General features: G+C 46.5%; 23 protein-coding genes. All 23 read left to right on the forward strand.

From position 1 onward, the window contains the following. The first annotated feature begins 13 nt into the window (after nucleotides 1-13). The 23 genes from MHZ95_RS18895 (at nucleotide 14) to MHZ95_RS19005 (ending at nucleotide 20,910) form a co-directional block, all read left to right on the forward strand. Nucleotides 14-583: a stage II sporulation protein R gene (locus MHZ95_RS18895; RefSeq protein WP_239392352.1), complete on the forward strand. Its 570-nt coding sequence runs from the start codon at nucleotides 14-16 to the stop codon at nucleotides 581-583. Between the two features lie 59 nt (nucleotides 584-642). After that, entirely contained in the window at nucleotides 643-1,671 is a 1,029-nt protein-coding gene (locus MHZ95_RS18900) for an L-threonylcarbamoyladenylate synthase (protein WP_239392353.1), read from the forward strand. 69 nt (nucleotides 1,672-1,740) lie between these two features. Then, the gene (locus tag MHZ95_RS18905; protein ID WP_239392354.1) at nucleotides 1,741-2,247 is read left to right on the forward strand and encodes a manganese efflux pump; all 507 of its coding nucleotides are present in this window, start codon (nucleotides 1,741-1,743) and stop codon (nucleotides 2,245-2,247) included. A 60-nt stretch (nucleotides 2,248-2,307) separates the two neighbouring features. After that, nucleotides 2,308-2,751 carry a low molecular weight protein arginine phosphatase gene (locus tag MHZ95_RS18910; RefSeq protein ID WP_239392355.1) on the forward strand — a complete coding sequence of 148 codons (444 nt, stop codon included), beginning with the start codon at nucleotides 2,308-2,310 and terminating at the stop codon, nucleotides 2,749-2,751. Further along, nucleotides 2,751-4,046: a methyl-accepting chemotaxis protein gene (locus MHZ95_RS18915; protein ID WP_370643114.1), complete on the forward strand. Its 1,296-nt coding sequence runs from the start codon at nucleotides 2,751-2,753 to the stop codon at nucleotides 4,044-4,046. Before MHZ95_RS18910 ends, MHZ95_RS18915 begins: the two co-directional genes overlap by 1 nt. A gap of 138 nt (nucleotides 4,047-4,184) precedes the next feature. Then, nucleotides 4,185-4,622 carry a ribose 5-phosphate isomerase B gene (rpiB, locus tag MHZ95_RS18920; protein WP_239392357.1) on the forward strand — a complete coding sequence of 146 codons (438 nt, stop codon included), beginning with the start codon at nucleotides 4,185-4,187 and terminating at the stop codon, nucleotides 4,620-4,622. 175 nt (nucleotides 4,623-4,797) lie between these two features. Continuing rightward, the gene (locus MHZ95_RS18925) at nucleotides 4,798-5,343 is read left to right on the forward strand and encodes a TIGR01440 family protein (protein ID WP_239392358.1); all 546 of its coding nucleotides are present in this window, start codon (nucleotides 4,798-4,800) and stop codon (nucleotides 5,341-5,343) included. 227 nt (nucleotides 5,344-5,570) lie between these two features. Beyond that, nucleotides 5,571-6,812, forward strand: coding sequence for a serine hydroxymethyltransferase (gene glyA, locus MHZ95_RS18930; protein WP_239392359.1), 1,242 nt, complete (start codon nucleotides 5,571-5,573; stop codon nucleotides 6,810-6,812). Between the two features lie 246 nt (nucleotides 6,813-7,058). After that, nucleotides 7,059-7,688, forward strand: a complete 630-nt coding sequence (gene upp, locus MHZ95_RS18935) for a uracil phosphoribosyltransferase (RefSeq protein ID WP_239392360.1) — start codon at nucleotides 7,059-7,061, stop codon at nucleotides 7,686-7,688. A gap of 19 nt (nucleotides 7,689-7,707) precedes the next feature. Then, nucleotides 7,708-8,829 carry a non-hydrolyzing UDP-N-acetylglucosamine 2-epimerase gene (gene wecB / locus MHZ95_RS18940; protein ID WP_239392409.1) on the forward strand — a complete coding sequence of 374 codons (1,122 nt, stop codon included), beginning with the start codon at nucleotides 7,708-7,710 and terminating at the stop codon, nucleotides 8,827-8,829. A gap of 622 nt (nucleotides 8,830-9,451) precedes the next feature. Further along, entirely contained in the window at nucleotides 9,452-9,823 is a 372-nt protein-coding gene (locus MHZ95_RS18945) for an ATP synthase subunit I (RefSeq protein ID WP_239392361.1), read from the forward strand. A 29-nt stretch (nucleotides 9,824-9,852) separates the two neighbouring features. Further along, nucleotides 9,853-10,563 carry a F0F1 ATP synthase subunit A gene (gene atpB / locus MHZ95_RS18950; RefSeq protein WP_239392362.1) on the forward strand — a complete coding sequence of 237 codons (711 nt, stop codon included), beginning with the start codon at nucleotides 9,853-9,855 and terminating at the stop codon, nucleotides 10,561-10,563. A gap of 65 nt (nucleotides 10,564-10,628) precedes the next feature. Continuing rightward, nucleotides 10,629-10,841: a F0F1 ATP synthase subunit C gene (gene atpE, locus MHZ95_RS18955; protein WP_239392363.1), complete on the forward strand. Its 213-nt coding sequence runs from the start codon at nucleotides 10,629-10,631 to the stop codon at nucleotides 10,839-10,841. A 154-nt stretch (nucleotides 10,842-10,995) separates the two neighbouring features. Then, nucleotides 10,996-11,541: a F0F1 ATP synthase subunit B gene (gene atpF / locus MHZ95_RS18960; protein WP_239392410.1), complete on the forward strand. Its 546-nt coding sequence runs from the start codon at nucleotides 10,996-10,998 to the stop codon at nucleotides 11,539-11,541. Continuing rightward, the gene (locus tag MHZ95_RS18965) at nucleotides 11,538-12,077 is read left to right on the forward strand and encodes a F0F1 ATP synthase subunit delta (RefSeq protein WP_239392364.1); all 540 of its coding nucleotides are present in this window, start codon (nucleotides 11,538-11,540) and stop codon (nucleotides 12,075-12,077) included. The genes atpF and MHZ95_RS18965 overlap by 4 nt, the downstream gene beginning before the upstream one ends. A 25-nt stretch (nucleotides 12,078-12,102) precedes the next feature. Next, the gene (gene atpA, locus MHZ95_RS18970; RefSeq protein ID WP_239392365.1) at nucleotides 12,103-13,611 is read left to right on the forward strand and encodes a F0F1 ATP synthase subunit alpha; all 1,509 of its coding nucleotides are present in this window, start codon (nucleotides 12,103-12,105) and stop codon (nucleotides 13,609-13,611) included. A 129-nt stretch (nucleotides 13,612-13,740) separates the two neighbouring features. After that, nucleotides 13,741-14,598: a F0F1 ATP synthase subunit gamma gene (locus MHZ95_RS18975; protein ID WP_239392411.1), complete on the forward strand. Its 858-nt coding sequence runs from the start codon at nucleotides 13,741-13,743 to the stop codon at nucleotides 14,596-14,598. 226 nt (nucleotides 14,599-14,824) lie between these two features. After that, complete coding sequence (atpD, locus tag MHZ95_RS18980; protein WP_239392366.1) at nucleotides 14,825-16,240, forward strand: F0F1 ATP synthase subunit beta; 1,416 nt, start codon at nucleotides 14,825-14,827, stop codon at nucleotides 16,238-16,240. 147 nt (nucleotides 16,241-16,387) lie between these two features. After that, nucleotides 16,388-16,795 (forward strand): F0F1 ATP synthase subunit epsilon, encoded by a 408-nt coding sequence (locus MHZ95_RS18985; protein ID WP_239392367.1) that lies wholly within the window; start codon nucleotides 16,388-16,390, stop codon nucleotides 16,793-16,795. A gap of 140 nt (nucleotides 16,796-16,935) precedes the next feature. Beyond that, on the forward strand, nucleotides 16,936-17,172 hold the full coding sequence (locus tag MHZ95_RS18990; protein ID WP_239392368.1) for a DUF1146 family protein: 237 nt from the start codon (nucleotides 16,936-16,938) through the stop codon (nucleotides 17,170-17,172). 666 nt (nucleotides 17,173-17,838) lie between these two features. Continuing rightward, the gene (murA, locus tag MHZ95_RS18995; protein ID WP_239392369.1) at nucleotides 17,839-19,143 is read left to right on the forward strand and encodes a UDP-N-acetylglucosamine 1-carboxyvinyltransferase; all 1,305 of its coding nucleotides are present in this window, start codon (nucleotides 17,839-17,841) and stop codon (nucleotides 19,141-19,143) included. Nucleotides 19,144-19,268: 125 nt separating this feature from the next. After that, nucleotides 19,269-20,237 carry a stage II sporulation protein D gene (gene spoIID / locus MHZ95_RS19000; RefSeq protein ID WP_239392370.1) on the forward strand — a complete coding sequence of 323 codons (969 nt, stop codon included), beginning with the start codon at nucleotides 19,269-19,271 and terminating at the stop codon, nucleotides 20,235-20,237. Between the two features lie 10 nt (nucleotides 20,238-20,247). Further along, nucleotides 20,248-20,910, forward strand: coding sequence for a M23 family metallopeptidase (locus tag MHZ95_RS19005; RefSeq protein ID WP_239392371.1), 663 nt, complete (start codon nucleotides 20,248-20,250; stop codon nucleotides 20,908-20,910). Nucleotides 20,911-21,531: the final 621 nt, after the last annotated feature.

The following is a 21,531-nucleotide window of genomic DNA, read 5'->3' on the forward strand; positions in this document are numbered from 1 at the left end:
GGAGGGGATCGCTATGTTAGAAGATTACGAGGTTGCAAGAAAGAAAACATTATGGGACAAGTTGCTACCATACATTGAATTCATCATCGTCCTGCTTATTATACAATCCATCATTACCTTATTCACAGGGGGAGTAGAAGAGGAAGACACCATTCGTTTCCGATTACTTGCGCATTCGAATGCCCCTGTCGATCAACAGGTTAAAAGAAATATCCAGCGGGAAATCGAACCGCTCATCGCAAAGGCGGTTGCCGATTCGCAGTCCAACCAAGAGCTTGTGGATAACTTGACTGCAATTGAAGAGACTGTCCTAGAAGTGGCTGCATCCTTGTCCAATGGTCATGCGGTTACATTGGAAAGGACGGAAGCGCTGTTTCCACCGAAAAGAGCTGGGCTTTTCATCCATCCACAAGACACTTATGATGCGTACATCTTAACAATTGGAAGTGGACGTGGGGATAATTGGTGGTGTGCACTGTTCCCGAAAATCTGTTTTCCAGATCAAAAGGAAGAACAGGGGAAAGAAGAGGAGGAAGAAGTCACATTCTTCGTCTGGGAGTGGATAAAATCTTGGTTTTCATAAGGTTATCAACAAAATTTGTGGATAATTAATGAAAACTGTGTATAAAAGGGGTTTTTCACATGGAAACAATCATTGCAACCGTGGATAAAAATATGGATAACGAAAAAAAATATAAACAAGCTGTGGATATATTGAAAAGTGGAGAGGTCGTGGCGTTTCCGACTGAAACGGTATACGGTCTCGGAGCCATCGCCACGGACGAACAAGCGGTGCAGAAGATATTTGCAGCGAAAGGGCGGCCTTCTGATAATCCGCTCATTGTACATATAGGACGACAAGAAGAGGTTTCAAACTATGCTACCGGCATTACGCCGGAAGCGGAAAAATTGATGGCTGCTTATTGGCCTGGACCCCTGACGTTAGTCCTGCCTAAAATTCCGGGCGTCATTGCTGAAAATGTGACCCCGGGTGTGGACACAGTCGGACTCCGAATGCCTGATCATCCCGTCGCATTGGAACTTCTTCGCACATTACGGGAACCGCTTGCCGCGCCAAGTGCCAATCGCAGCGGCAAGCCGAGCCCGACAGAAGCTTCCCATGTGTATGAAGATCTGAAAGGTTTGATCCCGCTCATTTTGGATGGCGGAAAAACGGGCGTCGGCGTGGAGTCGACGGTCATCGATATGACTACGACACCCCCAGCGATTTTAAGACCGGGCGGGGTGACGAAAGAAATGATTGAAACGCTCATTGGCCCTGTTCAAGTTGAGAATAAAGTATCCGATGAAAAAGCGCCGCGTGCCCCCGGTATGAAGTATGCCCATTACGCACCCGAAGCGCCACTTTATCTGATCGGGAATGAATCGGATCAAATTGCCGTCGCCATTGAATCCCTGCATGAAGAAGGGAAGAAAGTCGCACTCATTGGCCCGGACGAGTTGGACATCCCCAAAGTGGACTGGTTTTTCGCTATTGGTTCCGAGGCGGATCATGAAGCGATGGCCGCAAATCTATACAGGGCACTCCGTCAATGTGATGAGACCGATGCGGACATCATCTTAGCGGTTGAAACGGATTTGGCCGGCGTAGGCGCAGCCGTGATGAATCGCTTGACGAAAGCGGCTGACGGAAAGTGGTATAAAGACTAATCTGAATAGGCATGACCTCCTTAGGTATCGCATAAAATGGACGAATGTGGTATCTGGGGAGGTTTTAGTTTGACGGAATTAGTCGTGGCGGGGATTACGACGATCGATATTCTCATCGTCTACGCCTTGTTGCATGTGAAAAAAGGAAGATTCAAATTAGCGCTCTGGACAGCCTTTCTGAATATGGCATTTCCGTTTCTCGGCTTTTGGGCAGGAGAAATGACAGCGAGTCTTTTTTCGGAATGGAGCGGATTATTGTCCGGTGTATTGTTGGGCTTGATCGGTATCCAAATGCTTTTACATGATGACGATGCAAAGACAGCGGTCAATAAGGCGGTATCTCCGGCTGTGATTGCGGTAGCTGTCAGTCTGGATACCTTCTCTGTCAGTGTATCGGTTGGGATGCTCCAATTGGATAAGACGCTTTTTATCTTGGCATCCGGATTGCTTTCTTTACTATTTTCCTATGCTGTGCTTCGTTTTAAACGCCATCTAGGGATCAAAAATGGAAAAGTGCTCAGACGATTGGCGGGCATCGCTTTGTTGGCTCTGGGAATAATGTCATGTTTTCGTTGAATTTATCTATTTCTTTCCTCATAGAACTCCGTTATTCTAAAGATATAGAAGGTGATAATTATGAATATTTATTTGATTTGTACGGGGAATACTTGTAGAAGCCCGATGGCAGAGGCGATTCTTCGGTCGAAAGGGATCGACGGTATGGCGGTTCGTTCGGCGGGCATTTATGCGCAAGACGGGTGGCCAATATCACAGCATGCGCAGGTGTTGATTGACGAGGCGAACATGCCGCATACGCCTGTCTCCAGAGCAATCTCACAGGAGGACTTGGAATGGGCGGATCTCATCCTGACCATGACAGAAGCGCATAAAGCGGCGCTTCTACATGTTAATCCCGCGGTGGAGCAGAAGACGTTTACGTTAAAAGGATTTGTTCAAGCAGGAAAAGATGGAGATGTCCATGATCCTTTCGGAGGCGATTTGGAAACCTATCGGCATACTTTTGCCGAATTATCACGGATCATCGACGAACTCGAACAGAAATTAGCGGAGGGAAAATGATGAACACTAGGGGAAAGAAACAATTCGGATTACGAAAAAAACTCGTTTTATTCGTCACGATATTGGCGATTGTCACGTATACAACGAGTGCGGTATTCATCAACTTTATACAACCGCAATTCTTTCCGAATTTTGATAAGTTCTGGTTTGCGGTGATGACGTATGCATTGGGCATATTCTGGTCCGGCTTATTAGCGGCACTGTTCAGTACCATTTTGACAAAACCATTGCAAAACCTTGAACAGGCGGCCAACAAAGTGGCGGCTGGTGAAATCGGTACGGATATCGAATTGCCGCGATCATCCGATGAAATCCGTTCACTTGCAGAAGCGTTTCAGCACATGGTCTTGAACTTACGCACAGTTGTTGAGCAAATCGAAACGAACTTTGAGAAAACCGCAACAACAGTGGACAAACTATCAGCGGAAACCGGAGCTGCGACTCGACAGGCGGACGCGGTCGCTTCAACCATTTTGGAAATTTCCGCAGGGGCGGAAGAATCGGCGATTGCCATTCAGGAAACCGCCGAAGCGATTGAGGATGTACGCGTATTGGCTGTCGAGGTGAATAACCGGGCGGAAGATTCGTCCGTCCGCTCAAAAGAGATGCTGGATGAACTTGTACGGACAACGGAAGTATTCCGTACGCTCGTAGAGGGAATCCGGAATATGTCGGCGCAAAGTGAGTTGTCATTGGGGACGATCCGACAGCTCGACGAAAATGCACAAAAAATTGGTGAAATTGTTCAGCTTGTCGGAAATATCGCGGCACAGACCAATTTACTCGCGTTAAATGCATCGATCGAGGCGGCACGTGCAGGTGAACATGGTAAAGGATTCGCTGTTGTCGCGGAAGAAGTCCGTGTCCTCGCGGATGAAAGCGCCAAAGCGGTTCAGGGGATTTCCGCACTCGTCGCGACGATCCAAACAGACGTTACAAAAGTCGTGAAAGAGATGGAACAGCAAGTGAAAACAGCCGCAATCGAAGCCGATCGTGCAAATGAAACGACTGGAAATGTCGAAGCGATGACATTGAAAGTGAACGGCATGGCGGATTCTGTTGTGGATATTACGAAATTTGTTGAAAATCAGTTGACCAATATCGAAACGACGGCACGTCAATCGCAAGAAGTTGCCGCCATCGCAGAGGAAACGTCGGCGGGTGCGCAGGAAGTCAGCGCTGCGACCGAAGAACAAGTTCGCTCCATTGAACAGGTGGATGCGATGGCAAGTGAATTGAAGAGACAATCGGAAGAGCTTTACAACGTCATCCATAAATTTGATCGAGCAAAATAATAAAGACTACTTAAATGATGCCAAATCGTCTAGTTGGCATCATTTTTATATGACATGATACAGGCGCTAAATTTCGCTGTTTTTTTTACGGGAAGATGGTAGAATGAGTTATAAGTAAATTATGAAAAGAGGGACGCTGTGAAAATCGCGATAGCTTCAGACCATGGGGGGAATAATCTCCGCCGTGAAATCGTGCAATTATTAGTGGAATTAGGCGTGGAATATGTTGATTTCGGTCCGGATTCCAACGAATCTGTCGACTATCCGGATTTTGCGACGCCTGTTGCAAACGGAGTCGCATCCGGCAATTTTGACCGCGGCATCCTGATCTGCGGAACCGGGATCGGCATGTCCATCGCTGCCAATAAAGTGAAAGGCATCCGTTGTGCGCTTGTCCATGACGTCTTCAGTGCGAAAGCGACAAGACAGCATAATGATTCCAACATCCTTGCAATGGGGGAACGTGTCATCGGACCGGGCCTTGCAAGGGAAATCGCCGCTACATGGCTGAATACGACATTTGAAGGTGGCCGTCATGAGCGCCGAATCGGCAAACTGATGGAATTGGAAGACTAAAGAAAAGCGCAAGTAGCCGTATAGATGCGCCAGGCATAAGACGAACCAGCGGCGCGGCGTCTTTTGCCGCATAGCTGGAATGACTTATGATTCGAGCATCTGGCTACTGAAGTTTGAAAAAGAAAAGCGCAAGTGACAGTAGCTAGCGCCTTTAGAAAAAGGCAGGTGCAGAGAAATGGATGTTTTACACCGATGTAAAGCTCAATTGGAACAGTTGTTGGCAGAAATGGCTGAAAAGACCAATCTAGAACCGGGTTCGCTCTTTGTCGTCGGCTGTTCCACTTCTGAAATCGCGGGTAGCCGCATCGGCACTGCGGGAGCAATTGAAATCGGCGAAATGCTGTTCGAACCTTTAACGGAATTTGCCAAGAAACATCAATTGTTTCTTGCATTCCAAGGCTGCGAACATATCAATCGGGCATTGACAATTGAACGCAAGGCAGCTGAAAAATTTAAGCTTGACCCGGTTTCGGTCATTCCGGTCGCGCATGCGGGCGGTTCGATGTCGGCCTATGCGTATCGTCATATGGAAGATCCAATTGTAGTGGAAGAAATCCGAGCTTCTGCGGGAATCGATATCGGTCAGACATTGATCGGTATGCATCTTAAACCGGTTGCAGTCCCGCTCCGGACAAGCGTCGGAAAAATCGGTGATGCGATTGTGACCGTGGCAACGACGCGGCCGAAGTTAATCGGAGGAACAAGAGCAATTTACGAATAACAGTGTAGTCAACCTAGAACATCCGGTGCCAGTTACTGACACAAAAGGAAGGCATTCTAAGTTCGTCGCCTCTTGAAAGTGCCTTAATTTCTGTAAAGCATGCAGCAATTAAGGCCAATCGAACCCTTTGCTGTTCGAATGGCAACGAATGCATGACCAACGTCCTGTTGGCCTAATTGTGGCAGTAACTGGCACCGAAATAATAGATGAAGAAGGGGAATGAGAACATGGATTTAAACAATGTAAAACGTGATGATGCAGCAGTATACGAAGCGATTATGGCGGAGAAAAAGCGTCAACAATCCAACATTGAACTAATTGCATCCGAAAACTTCGTAACGGAAGCGGTCATGGAAGCACAAGGCTCTTATTTAACAAATAAGTATGCTGAAGGTTATCCGGGCAAACGCTATTACGGCGGTTGTGAACATGTCGATGTCGTGGAAAATATCGCTCGTGACCGTCTAAAAGAAATTTTCGGTGCAGAATATGCAAACGTTCAACCACACTCAGGTGCACAAGCGAATATGGCTGTCTATTTCGCTGTACTAGAGCCAGGCGATACAGTACTCGGTATGAATCTATCACACGGCGGTCACTTGACGCATGGTAGCCCGGTGAACTTCTCCGGTGAATTGTATAACTTTGTTGAATATGGTGTCGGTAAAGAAGACGAACTGATCGACTATGAAGATGTCCGTCAAAAAGCGCTTGAGCATAAGCCTAAAATGATCGTAGCTGGCGCGAGTGCTTACCCTCGTGAAATCGACTTTGCGAAATTCCGTGAAATTGCAGATGAAGTTGGTGCCTACTTATTTGTAGACATGGCTCATATCGCAGGTCTTGTTGCAGTAGGCGAACATCCGAATCCAGTGCCGCACGCACACTTCGTTACGTCAACGACGCATAAAACATTAAGAGGTCCACGTGGAGGACTTATTCTTTCTTCAGAAGAATTCGGTCGGAAACTAGACAAATCCATTTTCCCTGGTGTTCAAGGCGGCCCGCTTATGCACGTGATCGCTGCAAAAGCAGTTGCATTTGGTGAAGCGCAAAAGCCAGAATTCAAAACGTATATCCAACAAGTGAAAAAGAATGCAAAAACACTTGCAGAAGCACTTATCGCAGAAGGTGTTGATATCGTCTCAGGCGGTACAGATAACCATCTCGTATTAGTGAACCTACGCTCACTTGGTATTACAGGAAAAATCGCAGAACATGCATTAGACGAAGTTGGTATCACTGCAAATAAAAACACAATTCCTTACGATACAGAAAGCCCATTCGTAACATCCGGTATCCGTCTTGGTACACCGGCAGTGACGACGCGCGGTTTCAAAGAAGAAGAAATGAAGGAAATCGCATCCATCATGGCAAGCGTTCTGAAAAACCCTGAAGACGAAGCCGTGAAAAAAGAAGCACAACAACGCGTTGCAGCATTGACGGACAAGTTCCCGCTCTACGCATAATATATCTGACACAACAAGCCGCCATCCTAGACAGATAGCGGCTTGTTGTGCATGTTTAGCGCTCAAATCATCACCCAGGTGATCAATCAACGCGCCAAGCGCTCAAACCATCACCACAAAAGCTCAATCACCACCGATTGAAATCGACCGACTATTTGAAAAGAAGGAAAACGTTTAGCTTGCAGATGTCCATATAGTCCGTTTCTGCTATAATAAACAAGACATTCCGAAAAGGGGCGAATAATCATGCCAAAAGTACATGTTTTTGATCATCCACTCATTCAACACAAACTGACACATATACGTGACGTCAACACAGGAACGAAAGAATTCCGTGAACTTGTCGATGAAGTGGCGACGCTTATGGCGTACGAAATTACACGCGAACTTCCGTTAATGGAAGTGGAGGTTGAAACACCGGTTAAAAAGGCGAACTCGAAAGTGCTTGCTGGTAAAAAACTGGGCATTATCCCGATTTTACGTGCGGGAATCGGCATGGTAGACGGAATTTTGAACCTAATTCCAGCTGCTCGCGTCGGGCATATCGGACTTTACCGCGACCCGGCGACATTGCAACCGGTCGAATACTATGTAAAACTGCCTTCTGACGTTTCAGAGCGTGAATTGATCCTCGTTGACCCAATGCTCGCGACAGGCGGATCTGCGATTGAAGCGGTCAATTCATTGAAAAAACGCGGTGCAAAAAACATCCGATTCATGTGTCTGATTGCGGCTCCAGAAGGGGTAGAAGCAATGACGGAAGCGCATCCTGATGTGGACATCTATATTGCCGCACTCGATGAAAAATTGGATGAAAAAGGCTATATCGTACCAGGACTTGGCGATGCAGGAGATAGACTTTTCGGAACAAAATGATGTGGAAGGCGTGAACGTTTTGACAAAGAAATGGAAAGTGATGACGATTTTCGGCACGCGGCCCGAAGCCATCAAAATGGCGCCGCTCGTACTGGAATTGCAAAAGCATGCGGATGATATAGAGTCGATTGTAACGGTAACGGCTCAACACCGACAAATGCTTGACCAAGTACTCGGAACATTCGGCATCACGCCCGACTACGATCTCAATATTATGAAGGATCGGCAAACGCTCGTCGATGTCGCGACGCGCGGACTGGAAGGACTCGATCGAATCATGAAGGAAGCGGAACCCGACATCGTGCTCGTTCACGGAGATACGGCGACGACTTTCATCGGAAGTCTCGCGGCATTTTACAACCGGATTGCGGTCGGTCATGTGGAAGCGGGGCTCCGTACATGGGACAAATACTCCCCATATCCGGAGGAGATGAACCGCCAATTGACTGGGGTGCTCGCGGATCTTCATTTTTCACCGACCGAAAAATCGGCACGTAACTTATTGGACGAAGGGAAACCGAAAGAGCGCATCTACATTACAGGTAACACGGCAATCGATGCACTCCGGACGACGGTGCTCGAAGAATATTCACATCCTGTTCTCGATAAAATCGGAACGGATCGGCTGATTTTATTGACAGCACATCGCAGGGAAAACCTCGGTGATCCGATGCGCAATATGTTCCGTGCCATCAACAGGTTGCTGGAAAAGCATGATGACGTCCAAATCATCTACCCTGTGCATATGAACCCGGCAGTCCGTGAAGTCGCTGACGAACTTCTTGGAGGCAACGATCGCGTACATCTGATCGAACCGCTTGAAGTGGTCGATTTCCACAACTTTGCCGCACGCGCCCACATTATTTTGACCGATTCCGGCGGTATCCAAGAAGAAGCACCGTCACTTGGGAAGCCGGTGATCGTTTTGCGCGATACAACCGAGCGACCTGAAGGGATCGAAGCCGGCACATTGAAACTCGCGGGAACGGATGAGGAGACGATTTTCGAATTGACAGACACGCTCCTTTCCGACAAAGACGAATACACAAAAATGGCCCAAGCATCGAACCCGTACGGCGACGGACACGCTTCCGAACGAATCGTCGAAGCGTTGAAAGAATACTTAACTTCTATACAATAAAAGCATCCACAAGCGGCCGGTAAATCCGGTCGCTTTTTCTACTAAGGGAAACCCCTAGAACAAGCCATCCCCTCAATTTTGTCGATTGTTTGACAAAACGAACACTTTGTGAAGAATTTCACGGGAATCAATTGACATCAAAATATGCCTATTGTATGCTTACAAAGGGTAAGAATGATAGGGGTTTTTCATATACATGCAACAGAGTTGCATGGCGAAATGATGAACGCTTGCTATCACGACTGCCTAACCATGTCGGAATTGCGCGAGAATTGCTTCTGGATTGTCAATAGGTAAGAAGTACTTTCTGTAAATCGCCTCTACTTCGACAAAAATGTATAATTTCTAGGTTCTATCCTTTTCGGAGTCTTTGCCTACAGGAAAAGCGGAAGTAAACCGGAACCGGGGGATACTTTTGGTAGAAGTCATAACTCAGTCTTATGGCAATCTCCATATACCCATGGAATTTTCGGAAACTGACGACTGGACAAGTAACAGGCTGGACGGCGGAACGGGAACCACCCCGCTTTTCCTTTTGAATTGCTTGCGCATGACCTTTCAGAAGGCATTGCAGCAATGCTCCATACTATCCAAAAAACAAGAATCAGGAGAATAACCGATCATGCAAACACTGCAAGAAATACATAACCGGCAAAGGAAAGGCGTCTTTTTTTTGCTCGCATTGTTCGTTCTCGGATGGGGATTCACTGATTATCAAACGATTTTCGCAGGTTTAATACTCGGATCGTTCTTTGGATTGTATAATTTCTGGATTCTTGTCCGTAGAATGAAGCGATTTGATGATTCCGTTTCAAAAGGAAAAGGAGGAGCATCAATAGGGACAGCGATGCGTTTCGCATCCGGTATGGCCGCGGCCGCTATCGCGATTTCGCTGCCGGAACATATTGACATGGTCAGTACGGTGATCGGTCTTATGATTCCATACATCCTGTTACTGGCTGATAGGATCATATTCCACAAACAGTATGAATAATTCGATTGTTAGAGGGAGGTGAACGAAACGTGAACCACGGAAATCCTAATTTTGAACTTTTCGGTATTGTTTTTAACGCGTCAAACATCTTAATGCTTTTCGTTACATGTCTCATCGTATTCCTCATCGCAGTCTCAGCTACACGCAGAATGCAAATGAAACCGACGGGCATGCAGAATTTCATGGAATGGGTCATGGATTTCGTGAAAGGTATCATTAAAAATAACATGGACTGGAAAACGGGCGGTCGTTTCCATATTCTCGGAATCACACTGCTTATGTTCGTTTTCGTAGCAAACGTCCTTGGATTGCCATTTGCAATTTATTGGGATGGGAATCTTTGGTGGAAATCACCTACAGCGGATCCGACTGTAACGCTGACACTTGCAGCCTTGGTCGTTGCGCTATCGCATTACTATGGTATTAAACTTCTTGGGTTCAAAGAGTATGGGAAAGGTTTTTTCAAACCGATGCCGTTCCTCTTCCCATTGAAAATTATTGAAGAATTCGCAAACACGCTGACACTCGGTCTACGTCTTTACGGTAACATTTTCGCAGGGGAAATCCTCATCGGTCTACTTGCAACACTTGGGGCCTCCAGTGCTGTTGGTTTTGCTGGAGCATTGATCCCGGCACTCGCTTGGCAAGGATTCTCGGTCTTTATCGGGGCGATCCAAGCATTCATCTTCGTTATGTTAACGATGGTCTATATCTCACATAAAGTGAGCACGGATCATTAAACATATACTACCCAATTTCAGGGTGGACAAACAAAATACAACTATACTTAGGAGGAAATTATACTATGGGTCTATTAGCAGCAGCTATCGCAATCGGTCTTGGTGCACTTGGCGCAGGTATCGGTAACGGTCTTATCGTTTCTAAAACAGTTGAAGGGATTGCACGTCAACCAGAACTTCGCGGTGCACTTCAAACGACAATGTTCATCGGGGTTGCTCTTGTTGAGGCACTTCCAATCATCGCAGTAGTAGTTGCATTTATCGTCATGAACCGCTAATTATGAAGAACTAAGTACAAAATGGCGAAGAGCGCAGTAAGAGGTCCTTCGCCATTCCTTTATGTAGAGAAATTTATGAATTGCAAAAAGAAATGCATTCCAATTTTCAAATAAAAAGGTAGAAGCACTTGAAGGGAGTGAAACAATCGTGTTTATGGATACCTTCATCCACGTAGCGGACCATGCTACTGTAGGATTTTTAGCAGATTTAAACAACAGACTGAACCTCGGTGATATCATCGTCACAGTCGTATTTTTCACGATACTCATGCTTCTTTTGAAAAAATTTGCATGGGGACCACTTATGGGTGTCATGGATCAACGCGCTGAGTTGATCGCGAATGAGATCGATGCGGCTGAAAAAAGTCGTCTAGAATCACAAAAACTTCTTGAAGAACAGCGTCAATTGTTAAAAGAAGCGCGTGATAACGCACAAGAGATTGTTGAAAACGCCCGCAGACAAGGGGAAACACAGCGTGAAGAATTGATCACAGCTGCGCGTGCAGAAGTGGGCCGCATGAAAGAAGCGGCTGCAGTCGAAATCGCAACTGAAAAGGACAAAGCCATTGCGGCAGTCCGCGAAGAATTCGTATCACTATCCATCCTTGCAGCGTCTAAAGTACTCGGGAAAGAAATTTCCGAAGAGGATAACCGCGCATTGATCGAAGAAACGATTGTGAAGGCAGGCGAAGGCCGATGAGCCAATCGGTAGCGGCACAACGCTATGCCCTCGCATTGTTTGAATTGGCACAAAAAAATGGACAGACCGGACCAGTTCTGGAAGATCTACAAGAACTGAAAAAGGCTTTCCAAGACAATGAACAACTCGGGCAATTGCTTGAATCTCCGAGATTATCCGTAACGAAAAAGAAAGAACTGCTTACAGACCTATTTAAAGGAGCCAACCCGCTCATTTTGAATACGCTGTCCGTCCTGATCGACAGGAAGCGCATAGATGAGGTTGTTCACCTTGTCGATGAGTTTAACGCATATGCAAATGATGCAGCAGGCGTCGCTGAAGCGAAAGTGTACTCTACACGTCCGTTAACAGACGTTGAGAACCAATCCATTTCCACTGCGTTCGCACGGAAAGTCGGTAAACAGTCTTTACGAATTGACAATATCATCGATCCGAATCTGATCGGGGGCGTCCGTCTCCAAATCGGTAACCGCATTTATGACAGCAGCGTGAGCGCGAAGCTCGAGCGTCTGAAACGGGATCTCATCGGATCATAAATCTGAAATTTGAGGGGTGACATACATGGGCATCAAAGCTGAGGAAATCAGTGTTCTCATAAAACAGCAGATTGAAAATTATCAATCTGAGATGAAAGTGAGCGAAGTAGGTACAGTTATCTCAATCGGTGACGGTATCGCACGTGCTCATGGCCTCGACAACGTCATGGCTGGAGAACTTCTTGAGTTCTCAACAGGTGTTTTAGGAATGGCACAAAACTTGGAAGCGAACAACGTAGGTATCGTTATCCTAGGGCCATACAAAGACATCAAAGAAGGCGATGAAGTACGTCGTACAGGCCGTATTATGGAAGTACCTGTCGGTGAAGAACTAATCGGACGCGTTGTAAATCCACTCGGTCAACCAGTTGACGGACTTGGTCCAATTGCAACGACAAAAACACGTCCAATTGAAAGCCCTGCCCAAGGGGTTATGGCACGTAAATCCGTTCACGAACCGCTACAAACAGGCATCAAGGCGATCGACGCACTTGTTCCGATCGGACGTGGACAACGTGAATTGATCATCGGTGACCGTCAAACAGGAAAAACGACTGTCGCAATCGATACGATCTTGAACCAAGCGGACCAAGACATGATCTGTGTCTATGTCGCAATCGGTCAAAAAGAATCTACAGTTCGTGGAGTTGTTGAAACACTCCGTAAACACGGCGCACTTGATTACACAATCGTCGTAACGGCTTCTGCTTCACAACCTGCTCCACTTCTATACTTAGCACCATATGCAGGTATCACAATGGCTGAGGAATTCATGTTCCAAGGTAAACACGTCCTTGTCGTTTATGATGACCTTTCCAAACAAGCGGCTGCATACCGTGAACTATCCTTGCTACTTCGTCGTCCTCCAGGTCGTGAAGCTTACCCAGGTGATGTTTTCTACCTTCACTCCCGTCTACTTGAACGTGCAGCGAAGTTGAACGACACGCTAGGTGCAGGATCAATTACAGCACTTCCATTCGTTGAGACGCAAGCAGGGGACATCTCCGCTTATATCCCGACGAACGTAATCTCCATCACGGATGGTCAGATTTTCCTTCAATCGGACTTGTTCTTCTCGGGTGTACGTCCAGCGATCAACGCCGGTCTTTCCGTATCCCGTGTAGGTGGTTCGGCACAAATCAAAGCGATGAAAAAGGTTGCAGGTACACTTCGTCTAGACTTGGCTGCGTACCGTGAACTTGAAGCGTTCTCACAATTCGGTTCCAACCTCGACCCTGCAACACAATCGAAGCTTGACCGTGGGGCGCGTACTGTTGAAATCTTGAAACAAGACTTGAACAAACCGTTCAAAGTCGAGCAGCAAGTCGTCATCCTTTACGCGTTGACACGCGGACATCTTGACGATATTGCGTTGAAAGACATTCTCCGTTTCGAAAGCGAACTACTAAGCTGGCTCGAAACGAACCACACTGACGTATATGATCATATTCGCACGACAAAAGATCTTCCATCTGATGACGCAATGGTAGCAGCTATCAATGCGTTCAAAAAGACCTTTGCCGCTTCCGAATAAGCAATAAAACAGTTGGACAACAACAGTCCGACGATGTTCGATCAAAAGAGGGATGTTTGAAAAGAAAGAAGAACGCAACGACAATCTTTTCGGACATCCTCTAAAAAACGATAAGGTGGTGAAATGTCAGTGGCATCATTACGCGATATAGAAAACCGTATTAAATCGACGAAGAAGACGAGTCAAATCACGAAGGCGATGCAAATGGTTTCCGCTTCCAAATTGGCCCGTGCTGAAATGAACGCGACCGCATTCGTTCCATACATGGAGAAAATTCAGGAAGTCGTCAGTTCAATTGCAGCCGGTACGAATGACGCCAGCCATCCGATGCTTATTTCGCGGCCTGTGAAAAAGACGGGTTATATCGTTATCACATCGGACCGTGGACTCGTTGGTGGTTATAACGCCAATATTCTGCGTGCGGTAACTCGTGCAATCGAAGAGCGTCACAAATCGAAAGATGAAGTGAGTATCGTTGCAATCGGACGAAAAGGTCTCGAGTTCTTCCAACGCCAAGGAATGAATATCGTCGAGAGCCTCGACGGTATAAGTGATCATCCTACCTTCGGAGAGATAAAAGACATCGCGAACCGTGCTGTTGGCATGTTCACAGAAGGCGAATACGATGAAGTCTACTTGTTCTACAACCACTTCGTCTCCGCCATCTCAAGTGAAGTGACGGAAAAGAAATTGCTTCCGCTCACGGATATCACATCGGCATCTGCAACGACTTCCTATGAGTTCGAGCCTTCAAGCGAAGCGATTCTTGAAGTGCTTCTTCCGCAATATGCGGAGAGCCTCATCTTCGGTGCATTGCTAGATGGGAAAGCGAGTGAACATGCTTCCAGTATGACAGCGATGAAGACTGCTACGGATAATGCATCTGATTTGATAGATAGTTTAACACTTTCATTCAACCGTGCACGACAAGCTGCGATCACGCAAGAAATTACGGAGATCATCGGCGGCGTCGCGGCGCTTGAATAGGCTTAACTTGTTTCAAGTTAAGCCTATGCCTCCGGCGGATGTCAGGGATTTTGAAGGGAGTTAATTGTGCTTATCCAAGTGCCTTGATTTCTGCAAAAAACACAGAAATTAAGGCAAATCGAACCCTTCGTTGTTCGATTCACAATTCAAAATCCCGACGCAATTACGCCGAGGCGTAATTGATTAGAGAAACTGTTCGGCAAAGAGTAAGACAGGAGGGAAAAGTATGAATAAAGGACATGTTCTTCAAGTAATGGGTCCGGTTGTTGACGTCAAGTTCGAAAACGGACAGCTCCCGGAAATCTATAACGCATTGAAGGTCCAGATTGAACGTCCTAACGAAGCCCCAGTGATATTGACACTGGAAGTCGCGCTTCACCTTGGTGACGATTCTGTACGTACGATTGCAATGTCATCAACAGACGGTCTACAACGTGGTGCTGTTGTTGAAGATATGGGTGCCCCGATTTCAGTTCCAGTAGGTGACATTACACTCGGACGTGTATTCAACGTACTTGGAGATATTATCGACCTTGGGGAGGAAATCCCGGCAGCAGAGCGCCGTGACCCGATTCACCGCGAAGCTCCGAAATTCGAAAATCTTTCAACAGAAGTTGAAATCCTTGAAACAGGTATTAAAGTTGTTGACTTACTTGCACCATACATCAAAGGTGGTAAAATCGGCCTCTTCGGTGGTGCGGGTGTAGGTAAAACGGTTCTGATCCAAGAATTGATCAACAACATCGCCCAAGAACACGGTGGTATTTCTGTATTCGCAGGTGTTGGAGAGCGTACACGTGAAGGGAACGACTTGTTCCACGAAATGACGGACTCCGGCGTTATCACGAAAACAGCGATGGTATTCGGTCAAATGAACGAGCCGCCTGGTGCGCGTATGCGTGTTGCCTTGACTGGTTTGACAATGGCAGAATACTTCCGTGATGAAAAAGGTGCAGACGTACTTCTATTCATCGACAATATCTTCCGCTTTACACAAGCAGGTTCTGAGGTTTCGGCACTACTTGGCCGTATGCCATCAGCCGTTGGTTACCAGCCGACACTTGCTACGGAGATGGGGCAGCTTCAAGAGCGTATCACATCGACAAACGTCGGTTCTGTTACATCGATCCAAGCGATCTATGTACCTGCCGATGACTATACGGACCCGGCTCCGGCTACAACGTTCGCGCACTTGGATGCGACGACAAACCTTGAGCGTAAACTTTCTGAGATGGGGATCTACCCAGCGGTTGACCCGCTTGCATCCACTTCTCGTGCATTAAGCCCTGAAATCATCGGTGAAGAGCATTACGAAGTAGCACGTCAAGTGCAACAGACGCTTCAGCGTTACCGTGAACTACAAGACATCATCGCAATCCTTGGTATGGATGAGTTAGGTGAAGAAGATAAGCTGGTCGTAGCACGTGCACGCCGTATCCAATTCTTCTTATCACAGAACTTCCACGTCGCTGAACAGTTCACAGGTCAAAAAGGTTCTTATGTACCTGTCGCTGAAACGGTGAAAGGCTTCAAAGAAATTCTTGATGGCCGCTATGATCACCTTCCAGAAGATGCATTCCGACTTGTCGGCCGTATCGAGGAAGTTATCGAAAAAGCGAAAAGCATGGGCGTAGAGGTCTAATTAATTTGATTCGGTAAGGACCGAATCAAATTAAAGCCCCCGGCGGATGCGACAGATTTTTTAAAGGAGTTATCGAGCAAGGCTCGATAAAAATCTGCGCCAAATTCGCCAAGGCGAATTTGATTTAATCGACACGGAGGGGAAAAAATGAAGACAGTTAAAGTCAATATCGTCACTCCCGACGGCCCGGTTGCTGAAACGGACGCAAACATGGTCATTGCCGTCACTGAATCAGGCGAAATCGGGATTCTTCCCGGCCACATTGCGATGGTCGCACCGTTGAAAATCGGTGCACTTCGTCTGAAAAAGGGTGACGCGACAGAACATGTAGCTGTACACGGCGGTTTTCTTGAAATCCGTCCAGATGTTATCACCGTTTTAGCACAAAGTGCAGAAATGGCTTCTTCTATCGATCTTGCTCGTGCGCAAGCTGCAGCAAAACGTGCAGAAGACCAACTTCGCGCTAAAAAAGATACCCAAGAATACCAAATGGCAGAACTTGGATTGAAACGCGCTATTAATCGTATCAACGTGTACGGTTCTAGAGCGAAATGAGTTGTTGATGAAAGCGGACAGAGGACATGTTTCTTCTGTTCGCCTTTTCAATGCTAGGGCTAAATGCTTATATTATTGACAAATTAAGTGCCCCGGCGAACTGTTCGAATAATTGACGGCGATAGGAGGAAAATGGATACATGAGTGGAATTATCGGATTTCAGCCATTGTTGGCGATCGTCTCACATATATTTTTCATCGGCGTTTCTTTCTATGCATTACAGGCTGTCATTCCCGAAAAAATCATTAAAAAAAATCGTGTCATTCAAGCGCAAATGTTATTTATTTTATTGAGCATTGCAATCGGTTGGGCCGTATCAAATTTCTTTTTAGAGATATCCTATTGGTCAGGAAAGCTGCCGTTTATGTTCAGTTGAAAATGTTCCCATATCCAACGCTTTGAACTATTTGCTGAATGAAAATAATGGATCCATGTTATCGCCGCACGTATAGAGGACGGCGATTTCCACCTGTAATGCTGACTCCGTATTTGGGGCGATGACATGAAACAAAACATTCGGTAAATAAAGAAAAGGTTTACATCAACCATTCAAAAGGAATGTATACTACAGGTCAGAAGACGAAATGACACAAAACGCCAAAAGTATACATAGTATAGACTACGTGACGGCACATGAAAAGATAGCCCACTTGCTGCTTGTCTTATGACAATGGGCACTGTAAAATAGGATATGTTTTTATGCTAAATTTATCTTCATTCAGCAGGAGACTCTCACTTCCGTAGGTGGTGAGATGACTGCGGCTTTGTTTTCCTTGTTCAGTGATTTTTCAAACGCTTGCTGAACGAAGATAAAGCCTCCGGCGGATGTCACAGATTTTGAAAGGAGCTAATTGTGCTTATCCAAGTGCCTTAATTTCTGCAAAGAACGCAGAAATACGGCAAATCGAACCCTTCGCTGTTCGATTCACAATTCAAAATCTGGACGCAATCATGCCGAGGCGCGATTGATAACAACGATAACTAACGACAATAGATCGAGATATTTTGTTTGGCTACAATTTAGGAGTCGGAGGGACTTATTTTGGATAAAATCATTATCAACGGTGGACGTGTACTGAGAGGGAATGTCCGGGTCGAAGGCGCAAAAAATGCAGTATTGCCCATACTTGCAGCTGCATTGCTGGCATCTGAAAGACCAAACATCATCCGTGACGTACCCAACCTTTCAGACGTCGATACGATTAATGAAGTGCTGAAAAGTTTAAATGCAAAAGTAAAATATGCACCGGAATTAGATGAGGTTATCATCGATTCTTCTAGCGAATTGTCCAGTGAAGCGCAATTTGAATATGTACGAAAGATGCGTGCATCCATTTTGGTCATGGGGCCGCTTCTTGCACGTAACGGTTTCGCACGCGTTGCACTCCCGGGCGGCTGTGCAATCGGCTCACGACCGATCGATCAGCATTTGAAAGGCTTCGAAGCGATGGGCGCGGAAATTACATTTGGACATGGACATGTGGAAGCGAAAGCGGAAGGCGGCTTAACAGGCGCGAAAATTTACTTGGACTTCCCAAGTGTCGGCGCGACGGAAAACATTATGACAGCCGCAGCATTGGCAAAGGGTACGACTATCATTGAGAATGCAGCCAAGGAACCGGAAATTGTGGACCTGGCGAACTTCATCAATGAAATGGGCGGAAAAGTCGTCGGTGCAGGTACGGACTCTATTCGAATCGAAGGGGTCAAAAAATTATTTGGTACAACACACCATATTATTCCCGATCGTATTGAAACGGGAACATTCATGGTGGCCGCTGCGATTACCGGCGGCGACGTCATCATTGACAATGCGGTACCGGAACACAATGCGGCTCTCATTTCGAAACTAGGCGAAATGGGCGTTGTCATTACGGAATTGGATGAAGGTGTTCGTGTGACGGCCGAATTACCATTGAAATCCGTGGACTTAAAAACGATGCCATATCCAGGATTCCCAACGGATATGCAATCCCAGATGATGGCATTGATGCTCACGGCAACAGGTACGGGCGTCTTGACTGAAACGGTTTTTGAAAATCGCTTTATGCATGTGGAAGAATTCCGCAGAATGAATGCTTCGATTAAGATCGAAGGGAGATCTGTCATCCTGACAGGTCCATCTGAACTACAAGGCGCTGAAGTGGCTGCAACAGACCTTCGTGCCGCAGCTGCCCTGATCCTTGCAGGGCTCGTAGCAGAGGGCGTGACACGCGTGACGGAATTATCCCACCTCGATCGCGGCTATGTGAATTTCCATACGAAGCTTGCCGCACTAGGAGCCGATATCGTACGCGTCTCCCCAGAAACAGAAACGGAAAAGACACCGCAAAATAGTTATAATTGATTTCAAACCGGAAAGGCTGTCAGCTCTAATTGACAGCCTTTTTTCATGCGTAGAAATTTGAAAATCCCATCCTAGTAGTTGTTCAAAGATATGTATAAAATCGTTTCAAACTCATATACTCTAGCATGGACAAACTTCTACCTATTCTATTCATCTTATTATTATTTTTTATTCCGATCTGGTTAAAAACGTCACCGGAAAACAGCGGTTCTACTGTGGATGCGACAGAACAGCTTTGTTCCATTGAAATTTCCGTTGATGGCGTGGACAAGCCGATTCCGCTAGAAGAGTACGTCGTCGGGGTCGTCGCTGCCGAAATGCCCGTCACATTCCAAGAAGAGGCATTGAAAGCGCAGGCCGTTGCAGCACGTACATATGCACTACGAACGACGGAAAACGGTCAAAAGCCGATTGCCGCAGATGTATCGGCTCAAGTCTATGCCACTGAAAAAGACCGGAAAGAGCGATGGAAGAAAGAGTTCAAACAGAACGAAGAAAAAGTGCAGGCGGCTGTTCAGGCAACGGCGGGCGATATCCTCGTCTATGAAGACGAAATGATTTCCGCCATGTTCTTTTCCACTTCGAACGGCAAAACTGAAGCCGCGCAAAACTTTAGCGGCAGTGATATCCCTTATTTACAAAGTGTGGACAGTCCAGGGGAGGAGGGCGTAGCACCGACTGTCGAGCGTAAAAAGGAAATTGCACTCACGAAATGGAACCAAATTTTAGGGACCAATTGGAATGCCGACCATTTTAGAAAACTGCAACTCGTCCGAAATTCGACAGGTCGGGTCCAAAAAGTAGTCTCTACCGGATTTGAAGCGACAGGCAGAGAAGTACGGGACCAACTGGAACTCGCCTCGACCGACTTTGATATTGCCTACGATGTGACCAACGAAATCGTCCATATTACAACGACAGGATACGGTCACGGCGTCGGCATGAGCCAATACGGAGCAGAAGCGTTTGCCCAGAAAGGATGGACGGCAGATAGGATTCTTTTACACTACTATAGCGGCACCGAAATAAAAAAATTCACTTCACTTGATTCGGAATGTTTAAAATCTCCATCACTTGCAAACAATAGCGAGTGAGGTGATGATAATGCGAGAAGAAAAACCGAAAGCCCCTTCTCAGAAGAACAAAAGTGCAAAGACAAAAAGCTGGTTCTGGCCAATCGTCTATTCGGGTATCGCAATTGTCTTCGTCGGAATGATCTGGGGGTATAATGCATTCATGAAAGAAGATTCCCCAGGCTCGGCAGACATTGCACAACAAGCCCCGAATGACAACCTGGTCGTAGAAACAAACGCATCCAAGGAGACGCTCAAATACCCATTCTCTGAAGATCTTCTGGATGACGTAGCGATTCTACAAGATTATTATGACGCAGAGGCATCTGACGAAGTACGAGAAAATTCCTTACTGGTCTTCAACCAACAGTATGTCACAAACACCGGAGTTTCCATCTCCGTACTTGGCCAGCCATTCGAAGTAGTCGCTGCAATGAGCGGCACAGTGGAAGAAGTCATTAATGACCCATTCACGGGTGACGAAATCATTCTATCCCATGCTGACGGTAAGAAAACAATTTACGGATCCGTTTCTGGTGTTCTAGTTAAAAAAGGTGACGAAGTAAGCCAAGGCCAACCCCTCGGCACCGCATCAGAAAATGAATGGAACAAAGATGCAGGCGTTCACTTGCATTTCGAAGTCCACGAAGACGGCGTCCCTATCAACCCAGGTTCCCTATTGGGATTCCAATAACACCTAAACAAGCCATTCCTGACTAATCCGGAGTGGCTTTTTTTTTATGGCATATGAAAATCCTTTAAGAATGAGTGAGCACAAGCTTTCAGGCGAATGAAACTCCATCTGGCGCGCTCAAAGCCATATCCAAGCGATCAAACTTTACCTCAAACGCTTAAAGCCACTTTCAAGTGATCAAATTTCTCCTCAAGCGCTCAAAGCCACTTTCAAGCGATCAAACCTCTTCTCAAACGCTCAAACCTACTTTCAAGTGATCAAACCTCACCTCAAACGCTCAAACCTACTTTCAAGTGATCAAACCTCTTCTCAAACGCTTAAACCTACTTTCAAGTGATCAAACCTCTTCTCAAACGCTCAAACCCACTTTCAAGTGATCAAACCTCTTCTCAAACGCTCAAACCTCTTCTCAAACGCTCAAACCCACCTCCAAGTGATCAAACCTCTCCTCAAGCGCTCAAACCCCCTTCCAAGTGATCAAACCTCTCCTCAAGCGCTCAAACCCGCTTCCAAGAGATCAACCCCCTCCCCAAACGCTCAAACTCCCATCCAAACAATCAACCCCCTCCCTCCAAACCCCCGCAAATTCACAACACATCAGCCAAGCATCGCATATCTCGC

It is taken from the genome of Sporosarcina sp. ACRSM, from assembly GCF_022346545.1.
Taxonomy (GTDB): domain Bacteria; phylum Bacillota; class Bacilli; order Bacillales_A; family Planococcaceae; genus Sporosarcina.